The sequence below is a fragment of the Pseudomonas sp. MYb13 genome (assembly GCF_002980075.1).
Classification (GTDB): Bacteria; Pseudomonadota; Gammaproteobacteria; order Pseudomonadales; family Pseudomonadaceae; genus Aquipseudomonas; species Aquipseudomonas lurida.
The window spans coordinates 148,724-162,514 of record NZ_PCQI01000004.1 but is presented as its reverse complement, the minus strand read 5'-3'; the positions used below and the strand labels follow the sequence as shown (position 1 = coordinate 162,514).

The window sequence follows — 13,791 nt, the reverse complement described above, 5'->3', positions numbered from 1 at the left end:
CGCAGTGAGGCCGCAACGGCTGCCCAACTGAAGGCTATCCGCTTCATGGCAGGACCCCAAGGGGATGTGAGGTGTCGAGTTTCCAGTGGGCCTCGATATTGCTCAGTGCGGTTTCGTAGCGCTTCCCTTCCGGATGGTCCGCTGTCTCGGCAAAACAAGGCCTGAACGCAGGTTGGCGCAAGGCATGAATGGGGTTGATTTCGAGTGCCAGAAACTGCTGCAACAACCCGCAACCGGCGGCCTGAATAAGTGATTGCTCCAGTCGGGCGCACCACACCGGCCAATCCCGAGGCTCCAGAGCAGTTTGTTTCGCTGCGATGCCTTCGATCAGTTCCATAATTTGCCGGATCGGGTAACGCGCCGCTTCTTTTCCTGGCGCAATGGCTACCTGTTTGTCGGCAGAGCGCTTGCTATCGTCGAACGCGTTGGGCAGTTCTTCTTCACTGGGCGACTGTGGAAAACTATCGAGTTGCATCCACGCATCCTCCAGGCTGATTTCTGGCAGCTCGGTGGCAGCCAACCGGCCAAACCCATCCAGCACTGGCACCGTCATAACATGCGTTGTACCCGCATCTTGCCAGCTGACAACCACCTGCCGCGGTCGTGGTCCGCACCAGGCGAAGCCTTGACCCTCAACATATGCACAAGGCTGTCGCGACGTATCCAGCACTGAGTAATCGCCCCGCGAGCGATCATCGGCGCTCAACCAGCCTTGCTCTGGTGTATCCGTGTCCCGCCACATCAAGTAAGCCACGGGCGCTGCGCTGAACACCTCGCTCCCCACCTCAAGATCCTTGCCTTGCTGCAACGTCTCAGGGACGCATTCCTGCTCCCACTGAATCGGCAGGTAATAGCCAATCGATTCGGGATCAGTTCCCCCCGATTTTGCCGGGTACCAGTTCAAAGGCGTCGGAGCGAATACCACCCCGGCCTCAAGGTTGCCCGTCGATCGCCCCATCTTCAGGGTGAAGCCTTGCCGGGTAAGATTGCCCGAGCCAAGGTACAGCCATGGGCTGGCTGTTTTTTCCGAATGCCCGGTCTCGCTGGCGCTGAAAATGAATTTGGCATGCAAGGTGCGTTTTTGCACGTCAGGAAAGTAGGCCGGCTGAGCCGCAGGTCGTACGCTGACGCTGGCAGCCGTCAAGTTCGCGGCTGCCGCTGCAATGCCCTGGCAGCTCGCCTCGTTGACAAACAGATCTAAGGTGCTGGTCGCCGTCAGCAGACGCGGTTCTCCTTCTTCACCGCGCAAGCGCCTGATGATGCTCAACGGGACCGATGCATGCTCACCGGGCATTGAAGACTCATAAAAACCCGAGCCCATGGCCAAGTAGTTACGCGCCGTTTCTCGACCCGAGGCATAAACGACTCTGGCTGGCAGTTGGGCGAGCAGCGACGCTTTTCGGTTATCGAAGAAACGCGCGTTCAATCCGGAAGCTTTCGGCTTGACCTGTTTGAGCAGGATCGCATCCATATCCGCCACGGCCTTGGCTGTCAGCGGATTGGCAAGCAGCGCACGGTCGTCGTAATGCTCACGTAGCCACAGCAGTAAACTCCAGGCACTGCAGATATCTGTCCGGACCTGCTGCGTTGCCTCGGTGGGTACTACTAGTTCGTCGCTGCACACGTCCAGGCGCCAGATCAGGTCAAGGCTCTGCTCTAATGTCTGCCGGGTCCAGTTGCCGGTGGACACAAGCAAACGCAAACACCAGGCGTCGCTCTTGTTAGTGCTGCGGTAACCCAGCACCGCGACCTTGGCGTGCATCAGGTTGAATGGCAAATCGGCTTTCGCCCAAGGTAAATGCAACAGGCCCGGCACTTCGACCGGGGTAATCTGGATCGCGCGCGGGTCCAGCATCAGTGCCAATAGCGTTTCCCCGGCATAGGCACGCTGATTGGCTTGCTGATGGCTGAAACGCTCAAGCGCATCGTTGAGAAACCTGTCGTCAGCCGAAAAGCCGCACAGCCAACCGAAGTGGCCAGTAAAACCGTCCGGCGTTTCGAAGTGTTGGGCCAGAGAGGCAGGAGCATTACTCATAGACTTACCTCTTCAATGGCTACTGCTGGAGCCGGGGTGAGCCAGGCGCTCAATTGACCCTGGAGATCCAGGTCAAGTCGATGCAAGCGACCTACGCGATGGGAAATCCAGGCTGGCAGAGCGGCTTGGGCCTCGATAACAGCCTGGCCAATATCGACCTCCAAAACCTGATGCTGGAACGCACCGCCAGGCAGAATGTCCTTGCCTTGCAGACGCAGAACCCGACCGTCTCGGCTCACCAGACTGGCCAACAGGTTCGAACTATCAGGATCCGTACACTCATGGCAGAAGGTCGAGGCGACAGGATCGATTCGCTGCCGCTGAGGGTTATCCAAAAACAATCGGGCCATTTCGCGCAAATGGGTGATGTGCGTCGAGATGCGTTCGGGCAGGACACACCCTAACTCGAACCGCTGCGTGCTCAACACCGCCATGTGCTGCTCCACCGCGTTCAGCACGTCGTAGGCGGCATCCTGCACTTGAAAAAACAGAGCGCCATAATGCAAGTCGTTCCAGTGTTCGGGATCGATTTCATCGGGTCGCTCGGCCCAATCGAACACGGCTTCCGGTTTGGCGTGACGAGCCCGTACCCAGCCACGTATGGCTGCACGTCGCAAGCCACCGCTAGCTGGCGAGAGCTCCGCATCGATGCGGCGAGACAACAGCGCACGGGCCTGTGCGGGTAATACTTGCAGAGGCGAGAGCAGCCCGGAAACGGGGGCTTTCAACCTATCTACAGAATCGCCTCGTTGTGCCCACTGCGCCAACTCCTCTAACAGCGCTCCGTCATCCCCACAGCAAGCGTTAACGAATTCATGACCAAAGGCCGTGCAGGCAAAGGCATTAAATCGCTCACCCTGCGCGCGCACCAGCCCCAGGGCCAACAATGCCTGGCCGGTCCCCATTCGCATCGGTTGGCTGACATAGAACCCTGGCTTGCACAGTGTCTTGAAGTTGAAATTCGCCTTGCCGCGCAGTTTTTCCGAACCCCGCACCCGGGCATCACCCTGGCCATTGTTCTGTTTGAGCGCGTAGTAGCAGCCCAACGCTTCAATGGCGTTGGCCGCGTCAATATTCGAGACATTCGATTTGCGCTCGCGCAACTTCTGCGCGAGTGCGATACCCAGCATCGCCAAGAACAGCTGTTTGGCGTACCACACGCCGCCCATGCCAGGGACAGCGCGCTCGTTGTACTCACGCACTGCGGCGCCAATATCAAGCGTGCGGGTGCGTCTCTCGCCATCCAATTGCTCAGGACCAGAGAGTCCCCAGGTCATGCTCATAAAAGGCTTCCTTTGCGGTTGCAGCGAGTCAGCATGTGGGCTAGCGCATGGCCATTAAAGGTAGCAAAATGCCATAATCTCGTCCACGTCGGCTTCGCAGGGAACTTCATGATCGACCTTGCAAGTCCCAACTAAAGCTTGTCTGCCCCATGCCGATATCGTGCAGTAGATCTCTCGCAGGCACTCACGCCTACACGCACAAGGAAGTTGCGAATGTCTGTGGCCATTCTGATTTATCCACGCCTCATCTCTCTTCTCGTAGCCCGCTGCCCTGTCGCTGAAAGACTGGCCACAACCCGGCTGACTTCGCGGTGAGTACTACACACCGCGGCTCATACGATCCAGAGGTCGCGCGCGACACAATATGTCGTGGGCATGTTCGACATTTACTCGTCTTGTTTTACCTCTGAACCAGCGAGAGATATTCCCATGCATGAGTCCTTCTATCCGTCGCAGAAACGCTCGAAGCAGCCCACCTTGTTCCTGGCCATCGACATGTGGGGGATTGAAGGTGAGTACGCCGACGGAAACTGGCATGTCCTGCTACACAGATTCGCTCTGGACTGGAGCAAGAAACATCCAGACCAGGCAACGGCGACGCTATGGTCAAGCGTTCAACCCTGCAGCCTTTTTGCCAATGGATCGTCTTGCTACGTCTCCGGCAGCTCCAGGTTGCCCGATGCGTTTTATCAGCAACTGGAGAGCTTTCTATGCTCAGAGTTCGGTAACTGCGCCCGTATTGGTGGAGAAATCCAGGTCAATCCGGATGAGTGGCGGGTGTACCTGCACTTTGAGAACGGCGCAGTCTGGGAGAAATACAACGGCTATGAATGGAGGGAGCTTAAGTTGTGAAACGACTGGAGCCCCTCACCCACAACGATGTCCATAAACTTTTTTGATATACGCAAGGATTCGTACCGATCATGTTGAAAACTCAAAGCACTTACCTCAACTATCTGAAATCCATTTTGCCGCTCATTGTAGAAACCTCGATCCAGCCCGATGAGGTGACGCGGCTGCAGAGCGATATCGAACATACCGAACTGCTAGTCCCCGTCATTGGTGCGTTCAGCGCGGGCAAGAGCAGCTTGCTGAATGCTTTTCTTGGGGAAAACGTCCTGGGTATTGGCCTGACTCCCGAAACCGAGTTGGCCACTGAGTTGCGCTTCAGCAATGACCCGCATCTCCTGGCCATTCGCCTGGATGGCAGCAGTGAACGCCTGGACGTCAGCGCTCTTGCCGGTATCAAGACACGCGCCAACGAATTCACTCACCTTCAGTTGTACCTGGATAACCCGCGACTCAAAGCTTCGCCCTCGCTGGTGCTGGTTGATATGCCGGGCTTCGGCTCCTCATTGGCCAACCACAACAAAGCGATCGCGTATTACCTGCCCCGTGGCGTGCACTTCATCGTGGTGACCAGCGTGGAAGACGGCAACATCACTCAGTCGATGTTGCGTCAACTGGATGACCTGCTGACTTACGAGCGGGATTTCACCTTTCTGCTGAACAAGACCAACCTGCGTTCAGACGAACAAGTACAGGACGTGGCGGATCTGATGGATGAACAGATCAGGATCAACTTCGTCAATAGCCGCCCCCTGATACGCGTGGGGCTCAACGCGGATGTCCGCTTCGAGGAAGTCCTGACCCACCTTAATCCGGAACAGATCATCCGACAGTTGTTCGAGGATCGCCTGAAGGACGTGACCCACTCGCTGCTCAACCAGATCAACCTGTCAATTGCATCGCTGAAGAAAAGCAAAGCCGAAAACGAACACACCCTGAGCGAGTTAGCCAACGGCATACGGCAGATAGCACGCAAGCGAGATAACCTTCTCGAAGACTTGCGCGACCAACAGTTGGACCGGACCGTGGAGCATTGCCTGAGCGCCGTCGGTCATGAGTTGGACAATGTGCAATCGGAGCTGGTCAGTGCAGGCCTGGCGAGAAACCAGGAAGGTTTTTCGCGCATAGTTTCCGAAGTCGTCCGCGGCACCATGACGCGCACGATCAAGGATCAGATGGACAATCTCAGCCGCACGGTGGTCGCCGACTTTGCCCAGGCAATCGGTGAGCTGGGCCAGGACATGGGGCAGTTTGACAATGAACAAAACTGGCTCGGCCAGATCACGGACAAAATCAGCCGCACACTGGAAAAAACCGAGCAAGCCTTGGGGCACTGGAATGGCTCCCTGGCAGAGCGTAACGCCCGCGAGCTCGAACAATTGAAAAAAGAGACCGGCTGGGAGGATGGCAAGCCACTTCCCCGTGTGACGTACCAGAGATTAGCCACAGTGCTAGCTGTCACCACCTCGATAGTCAACCCGGTGATTGAGCTGGCAATCATTTTCCTGCCGAACATCCTCGAGTTTTTCAACGAGGGTCGACAACGCGAGCAACTGCGCCAAAAGGTGATCAACGAGGTAATTCCGTCGGTCAAGCGTGAAATGCGCGAGCGCCTACGCACGCTGCTCAATGAGCAGATGGACGCCATGGTCAGCCAGATCAGCAGTGAATTCGAGCGCGAGATCGCGCAAAAGCAAACATTGATCGACCAAATGACCGCCACGCGTCACGACGATACCGCCGCCGCAGAACAGCAGATCGAGCTGTTGACGCGCGCCCGCGAACAGCTACAGGTGCTGGCCAAAAAAGCCCTCTACGAGGTGCAATCATGAACCCGCAACATGTTCTTGAACTGAATCAACGCCTCCATCTCTGGATGCAGAACTATAACTCGGAGCTGGCAAAAGACCTGGCGCCGCTGTTGCGTAAGCATGCCATTGACAGGCCTGAAGAACTGAGCAAAGCCTTCGACGAACTGGTCGAGGAGAACCGCCTGCTGCAGATCGGCGTCGTGGGACGCGTCAAGGCTGGGAAATCGTCGCTGCTCAATGCCCTGGTCTTCGACGGCCACGCAATTCTCCCCAAGGCCGCGACACCCATGACCGCCGCGCTGACCACCTTGACCTACGGCGACACGTTCAGTGCCAACGTGGAGTTCTACACGGCGGCGGATCGAGACAACATCCAGCAGGACGCCCAACGCTATGAACAGCGATACCAGGAACAAAAATCCAAGGCCCTGGAAGCCTTGCGCCAGCGGCGCCAACGCAGCGGCCACCTGATCGAAGACGAGGGGTTTTACAGCGACGTCGAGAAGAGCGCGCGGCGTGCGCTGATGGGCGAACATACGCTGGTGGCGGCTCACGAGCAGTGGCAACACATCCGCCAATCCAACGTCGATCTTGGCGCACTCGAAAGCATACGCAGCTTACATGCGCCGGACGCCGCCGCCCTGGCGGTGCTACTGAGCGATTATGTCGCAGTGGGCGGCAATTACATGCCGCTGACCAAAAGCGTCGATATCTCCCTACCCCTGAACTCACTCCGTAACGTGCGCATCATCGACACACCGGGCCTCAACGACCCGGTGCAATCACGTGAAGAGCGCACCTCGGCTCTGCTGAAAAGCTGCGACGTGGTGTTTATCGTCAGCCCGTCCGGGCAGTTTCTCAGTGAGCAGGATATTGAGGTGATGAGCCGCATCACCAAGAAAGAAGGCGTCCAGGAGCTGATACTGATTGCTAGCCAGGTCGACAGCCAACTGTATGGCAGCGACATCCGTCAGCCAACACTTCAGGGAGCGCTCGACAAGATCACCCAAACCCTCAGCGTGCACATGGTGGACACCTTGCAACGCTTGAAGGCCCAGCATCCGGAGATCGGCTCGACCTTCGACAACCTGATTCAAGGAGGCAACGGTAAGGTGCTGTACACCTCTGGCATGTGCCACAGCCTATCGGTGCGATTCGACCAGCAGCAAGGCTGGGACAGTGCAGAGCAAAAAGCTTGGGATAACCTGCGTAGCAACTACGCTGACTTTTTTACCCCGGACCATGCCGAACGCTGCCGTGGCAACCTCGACTTGCTGGCGAACACCGCCAGACTGCGAGCGGCGTTGGACACGGTGCGTACAGAGAAAGACCGGATCATCGCCACACGCCGTGACGAACTGGTGCGTGCCAAGTCGGCAGCCCTCGAAGCTTTCCGCGCCGACCTGATGGCCTTCACCCACGCCAAGGGCCAGGAAGTCCGCAACGCCGATATCGAAGACCTCAAGTCTCAGCGTCGCAAACTCGGCAGTCTGATGAAGGTCGCGAAGTTTGAACTGGACAGCATGCTGAGCAAATGCTTGACCGAGTTTCGCGAGCAACTCAAGCGCGACCTTACCCGGGATCTTGAGTCGGCCTATACCGCCTCGCGCCAGGGCGTCGCTGGTGCCACCGAAGAAACCTCCAAGACCAGGGAAGTAGTGCGCGACAGCATGACCGCCAGGTTCGCCAACTGGGCCTGGGGGGGCGGCACCGAAACCGAGCACTACAAGATCTTCAAATTGCACTGCTGCCAAGTGCGCAATGAGCTGGAAGAGTTCGCTGAAGGGTTGAGCAGTACCCTGAAGCAATCAAGTGCAATCCTGACTAAGGCATTCCGCGAAAACCTGGTACGGGAGTCGACCAGAGTCGCCCGACAGCATTTGGGGGACGAGCTCGACGCTGGGTTCGTGATCAGCACCAACGAAGCGCTGGTTGCGGGTTTCACACTGCCGGTGTTCGAACTCAAAAGCCAGGAACTGCGCAAACTCAAGACGACCAAGAGCATTCTGCTGAACGACGAGGCGCGCCAGTTCCTCGATGACGCCAGGCATCTGCTCGATGAGCTCAAGGGCCAAGCCAAGCGTCAGATTCGGAATTTGACGGATGATGTCACCGACAAGCTGCCACCTTCCTACGGCGATCAGTTTTTCAGCGACATGCACGAGCGTATCGCCCAGCTGGAAGCGCAGGTCGAGAACGCGCTGCTGACCCTGGACCGACTGAATCGTATGGCCCAGGAACTGGAGGCTGCATGAACACCGAACTATTCGCACCGGCGTTGCTGGCGCAACTGGACAAGATCGGCCAGCTATTCGTCTGGCGGCGAAAGGCGCTGCGCGACAGTGTGCTCGAAACACTGCAGGCGGCGGATCGTAGCCATCAGGTACTGATGCTCGACTATCAGTTGACCCTGGCACGCCTGGAAGCCCTGACGGTCAAGCACGACCAACTGACCGAGCACCAGGCCAGCACCGCCGCCGAACTGAGCGACACCCACCAGACATTGCAACGCGTACATCAGTCCCTGACCGAGGCGCTGGACCAGCAGCAACAGGACCGGGAGCAAGCGCGAGTGCGTTTTGATAACCTGTCGACACGCCATGCACAACTGGTCCAAGAGCGCAACAGCATCGAGACTGCACGCGAAGCGCTCGAACAGGACCTACATCAGACCTGCCTGGCGCTACAAACTGAAAAAAACCGCGCAGATGAACTGACCGAGGATTGCCTAGACTTCAAGACCCGTCTCGCCACCCTGAACCTGCAACATGAACTACTGAGCGCCCGCCACGAGTCCACTGTCGCCGAGTTGAGCAAGGTGCAGCAGACGCTGGAACAATCGCGCGTCGAACTGCACGCCAGCGGCGAAGCACTGGATCTGTTGCAACAGGCGCATACCCAGGAGCTGCAGCAACACGCGCAACTGGCAAACGAGTTCCAAGTCTTGAACCAACGTCACGGCGACACTTGGACCCGCTTCCAACTGATCTCGCGCCTGCTCGCCGCACGCCCCCGCGACAGCGCAGGGCTCGCTCGTTTCAGAGATTTGCTGACGAACGACTACATGACATTTGCCGACAGTGAGTCCTCCTTGGGCGCGGAGGCCAAGGCGGTCAAGATGCTCCAGTCTATCGAGCAGGAACTGGCGTTGCTGGTAGGTTTCCCAGATGTTCACGAGCGGACGATTGTCGGGATTGTCGGGGGTTTCAGCAGCGGTAAATCAGAGTTCATCAACAGCTTTATCCGCGATCCCGAGGTGCGCCTGCCCGTCGGTTTGCAACCTGTCACTGCGATCCCTAGCTATGTGTTGGCGACTGACCAGCGAATGATTCGCGGGTACTCGGCAAACGGCGGCCATATAGAGCTGGATGTCGCGTTCTACAAAAATATCTCCCATGCCTTTATCAACTCGTTCAGCTTCGACTTGAAGAGCTTGATGCCCTTCATGTGCGTAGGCGTGCAGATGGCCCCGGAGTACTTCAGCAACATTTGCTTCATCGACACACCGGGCTACAACCCACCCGCCACTGCCGCGGAACATAGCCAGGGAGACCGGGGGACCGCTATCCAGTTCGCCCAGCAGTCCGAGGCGATCATCTGGTTGATCGGCCTTGACGCCAACGGCACCGTACCGGTGTCCGACCTGAGCTTTATCCAGGACATCGGCGTGGACCAACGCTCGGTGTATGTCGTGCTGACCAAAGCCGACTTGCGTCCCGACGACGACATCGAGGACATCATGGATGAAGTGCAGGAAGTGTTGTTCAGCGAAGGTATCAGCGTCGTAGGGATTAGCGCTTACAGCTCCACTCTGCGTAATGAAGTTGCCTATCGGGACGTCCCGTTGTTGGAGTATTTCTCCCGTATCAACCAGCCCGGCGACGCGCGGCAACACCTTGAAGGTCGACTTCTGGAGGTGTTCACCATGTATGACGATGCTATCCAAGCGGACATCGATGGGATTCGCGCACAAAAAACTGCCGTCAACGGACTGCGGCTCGACTGTCTGGAGATCGGCGGCACGGATGTCTACGGACGGATGCTAGAGCCTATTGCCAAACTCGACCGCAAGCTGGACACAGCGCCCCAGGAAAGCTGGCTCAAGGAGTCCAGGCGGTTGCTAGAAGACTTCAGCACCGCGGTGCGCATGACCGCAGAACTACAAGAAACACAGACCTAGAGGACGGTCACGAGCGCTGGGAAAAAACCGGTCGCCTCGCAACCTCTGCCACAGACCCAACACAAACTTCGACAACGCAAGCGAGCGCAACATGTCAGACAAGGCCTTTGAAAAAGAATACTCGGACGACTCATTCTGGGAAAAAGTGAAAACCTATGCAAAATCTGCAGGCGAGTCCGCGCTGGAGCCAGCACTGAAAATGTACTACGCGGCAACCGAAGTTGACACCCCGACCTGGGCGAAGACCACTATCTATGGCGCCCTTGGCTACTTCATTTCGCCGATTGACGTCATCCCAGATATCACACCTATTCTAGGCTACACCGACGACATCGGCGTGTTATGTGCAGCGTTGGCCGCGACCGCGACCCATATCAAGGCAGAGCATGTGACCAAGGCGAAGGAAACTTTGAAGCAGTGGTTTTCCTGATCTGACCGTGAAGTCCTACCCCAGATATCCCTTGGGGTAAGGCTTCGGCATGAACAGATACAACCCATCAGCTTCCTGGCGTAGCCCCGATCCATAGCTCCCCCTCCATCTTTCCTGAAGAGTCAATCTCATGGATTACCAAACCCTCAAGGCGCGTCACCGACTTGAACGCGACAACCATCACGTTAACCTGACATTGCGTGTGCACCGATCCTTGAGCTGGTTGCAACGCGCCGAACAAGCTGACGATCCGGACGGTCGCTTCGTGTTCCTATGGATTGCCTTCAACGCCGCTTACGCAACAGACATCGACGAGAACTACCGGCTATCCGAACAGGAAACCTTCCGAGCCTTTCTGCGCAAGCTTTGCGATCTGGATCGCGAACGGCAGATAGAGAAACTGGTCTGGTCCGAGTTTTCGGGAAGCATCCGCGTGTTGCTGGATAACCCATACGTTTTCCAGAGTTTCTGGGATCACCAAAACGGTAAGATTACCGAACAACAATGGAGCGAGCGTTTCGCCGACGGCCGACGCAGAGCGCAGTCTGCCCTGGCACAACGAGATACAGCCGATGTACTCGCGGTACTTTTCAATCGCATCTACACCTTGCGCAATCAAATCATGCATGGCGGTGCGACCTGGGATAGCAGTATCAACCGACCACAATTGCGCGATTGCGGCAAACTACTCAGCAAGCTCGTGCCTTTGATCATCCATCTGATGCTGGAAAATCCCGACACGCTCTGGGGTGATGCCTGCTATCCGGTCGTGCAGTCCTGAGTGTCAGGGTTATTCAATCCCTGCCACTGGCGGCCTTGCGCCAGACATCGTTCTCTCGCTCCATCTGCTTGTACTTCTGGTAAAGATCAAAGCTCTTTTTGAGTACCACGACCAAACCCACAGATGCTAGTACGTTCTTTAGCATCGCCACTCTCTCTGGTTCATTTTGTGGATTTCAGATTAAGACTCAGGAACGACAGATTGTGTCGGGCCGGAATCTTCACTGCCCTCAACTACCACGACACATTCTGACCACCCCTCAGCCCATCCTGTCATCTCCACAGCATCAGGACATTCAGCATGGGAACCCGCCTCACCCCCTTCGCCCACGACAGCCGCCGGGCTGCCGACACTTGTGGACTCTCGCTGAAGTGGAGTTACCAACTGCTGCTGGACCTGGGGGGGCATCGGAATTTAATCAGTCGACACGGCTTCAACGATGATGATCTGGCCCGTGAGGTTGGTCTGGCCAAATGGGTAGACCGAGACGAGTACAGCCCACCGCAGGCCTTGTCGGCCCTCCGTCGAGCCGCTCGCGCTTTCGAGGCAAGCAATCCGGATACACCTTACCCGGATCGCCTGGGGCGCAATCTGGAGGCATTGGGGACATTGTTGGGGCTGGAAGAGGCAGAGTTGCGGGTACTGGGTTTCTGCGTACTGATGCATATCGACCCGGTGCTCTGTGATGCTACCGATCAGTTGGGCATGGTGGGATTCAACCGTGCCATGAAAGTCCTCGCGGTATTGTTAGGTCTGCAACTCCCCAAGGTCGAGGCCTGCCTGGCGAGTAATAGCCCCCTGATCCGGGCGGGCTTGCTGGAGGTGGGGAGCAATTCCCGCGCCTCAACAGCACTGAGTTCGATGTTATCGGTGAGTAATCAGGAGCTTCCCGGCCTGCTGCGATTCAGCAAAGGCACATCACTGAATTTGTTTGCTTATGCCTTTCGCCTGAGTCCGCCAGGCAGCCTGAGCCTGGAGCACTACCGACACATCAAACAGCCACTGAACATCGCCGAACGCTACTTGGCCAAAGCCTTGGCACAGGGCCGTCAAGGAGTGAACATTCTGCTTTATGGTCCGCCAGGCACCGGCAAGACTCAGCTCAGTCGACTGCTCGCAAAGAGCCTGAGCAGCGCGCTTTATGAAGTGGCCTGCACGGACAGCGATGGCGACCCCGTGCATGCAAAACAGCGTCTGTGCTCCCTGCGCGCGGCCAATAGCGTGCTGCGCTCGCAACGGGCCCTGCTCGTACTGGATGAGATCGAAGACATCTTTCAAACCGCCAGCACCGACGCTCATAGTCGCTCACAGAAGGGTTGGATCAATCGCATGCTGGAGGAGAATGCGCTGCCGTGTTTCTGGTTGAGCAATAGCATTAAGGCTATCGACACTGCACATATACGTCGCTTCGATCTGGTGATCGAGATCCCCAACCCGTCCTTGGCGCAGCGCAAGCAGATGCTCCATGAGTGTGGCGGGGGCAAGTTGAGTGATCAGTTGATAGAGCATCTCAGTGCCCATGAACAGGTGACACCGGCGGTGCTGGAGCGAGCCGTACGAGTAGGCCGCAGCGTAGGAAACCGCGCGAGCAAGACGCTGGACACGACGATCCGTTGCATCGTCGACGGAACCTTGAAAGCACAGGGTCTCGACAAGCTGCAACATGACGGCGGTAGCAGCTTGCCCACCTTCTACTCTCCGCAATGGATCAACGCAGATCATGCTCTTGACGGCCTAGTAGACGGACTACGTGTCCATCCACAGGCACGCCTGTGCTTCTACGGTCCGCCAGGCACCGGTAAAACTGCCTTTGGCCAATGGCTGGCGCAAGAACTGGGCAAGCCGTTGATGGTCAAGCGCGTCTCCGACCTGGTTTCACCCTATGTCGGTATGACGGAGCAGAATCTGGCGGGCGCCTTCGAGCGCGCACAACAGGAAGACGCAGTGCTACTACTCGATGAGGTTGACAGTTTTTTGCAGGACCGGCGCAAGGCGCGGCAGAGCTGGGAGGTGACCGCGGTCAATGAAATGCTCACGCAAATGGAGAGCTATCAAGGGCTGTTCATTGCCTCGACCAACCTGATCCGAGACCTGGACGAGGCTTCCTTGCGGCGCTTCGATCTGAAGGTACATTTCGGCTACCTTGTCACCGCCCAGGCCCAGGCGTTGTTTGCCGCACACTTGAAAGCGCTGGCCTTGAAAGACCCGCAGCACAGCGCAGCCAATCGCTTGCGAGGTGAGGCGCATCTGACCCCGGGTGACTTTGCGGCAGTGGCGCGCCGAGGTCGTTTCAAGCCATTTGCCAGTGCCGACGAGCTTGCGGAGGCGTTGCTGGCCGAGTGCCGACTCAAATCCGCGGGGCAGCAGCGCCCAATCGGTTTCATACATTAACCAGCCTAAAGGTTGCCGGGTTGTCGCCGAT

General features: G+C 57.3%; 9 protein-coding genes. 7 read left to right on the top strand and 2 right to left on the bottom strand.

The window, feature by feature from the left end; all coding sequences use genetic code 11:
• Positions 1–43: 43 nt before the first annotated feature.
• Positions 44–2,035 carry a hypothetical protein gene (locus CQ002_RS10085; protein ID WP_105162712.1) on the bottom strand — a complete coding sequence of 664 codons (1,992 nt, stop codon included), beginning with the start codon at positions 2,033–2,035 and terminating at the stop codon, positions 44–46.
• The gene (locus CQ002_RS10080) at positions 2,032–3,318 is read right to left on the bottom strand and encodes a hypothetical protein (protein ID WP_105162713.1); all 1,287 of its coding nucleotides are present in this window, start codon (positions 3,316–3,318) and stop codon (positions 2,032–2,034) included. Before CQ002_RS10080 ends, CQ002_RS10085 begins: the two co-directional genes overlap by 4 nt.
• Before the next feature lie 429 nt (positions 3,319–3,747).
• On the opposite strand from CQ002_RS10080, the gene CQ002_RS10075 reads away from it, so the two are divergent.
• From CQ002_RS10075 to CQ002_RS10045, 7 genes are all read left to right on the top strand, one after another.
• Complete coding sequence (locus tag CQ002_RS10075) at positions 3,748–4,170, top strand: hypothetical protein (RefSeq protein WP_105162714.1); 423 nt, start codon at positions 3,748–3,750, stop codon at positions 4,168–4,170.
• A gap of 71 nt (positions 4,171–4,241) precedes the next feature.
• Entirely contained in the window at positions 4,242–5,999 is a 1,758-nt protein-coding gene (locus CQ002_RS10070; RefSeq protein ID WP_105162715.1) for a dynamin family protein, read from the top strand.
• Positions 5,996–8,233, top strand: a complete 2,238-nt coding sequence (locus CQ002_RS10065; protein WP_105162716.1) for a dynamin family protein — start codon at positions 5,996–5,998, stop codon at positions 8,231–8,233. The genes CQ002_RS10070 and CQ002_RS10065 overlap by 4 nt, the downstream gene beginning before the upstream one ends.
• Positions 8,230–10,158, top strand: coding sequence for a dynamin family protein (locus CQ002_RS10060; RefSeq protein ID WP_105162717.1), 1,929 nt, complete (start codon positions 8,230–8,232; stop codon positions 10,156–10,158). The genes CQ002_RS10065 and CQ002_RS10060 overlap by 4 nt, the downstream gene beginning before the upstream one ends.
• A 91-nt stretch (positions 10,159–10,249) precedes the next feature.
• Complete coding sequence (locus CQ002_RS10055) at positions 10,250–10,588, top strand: YkvA family protein (RefSeq protein ID WP_105162718.1); 339 nt, start codon at positions 10,250–10,252, stop codon at positions 10,586–10,588.
• A 130-nt stretch (positions 10,589–10,718) separates the two neighbouring features.
• Complete coding sequence (locus CQ002_RS10050) at positions 10,719–11,369, top strand: HEPN domain-containing protein (protein WP_105162719.1); 651 nt, start codon at positions 10,719–10,721, stop codon at positions 11,367–11,369.
• A gap of 300 nt (positions 11,370–11,669) precedes the next feature.
• Entirely contained in the window at positions 11,670–13,760 is a 2,091-nt protein-coding gene (locus CQ002_RS10045) for an AAA family ATPase (protein ID WP_105162720.1), read from the top strand.
• Positions 13,761–13,791: the final 31 nt, after the last annotated feature.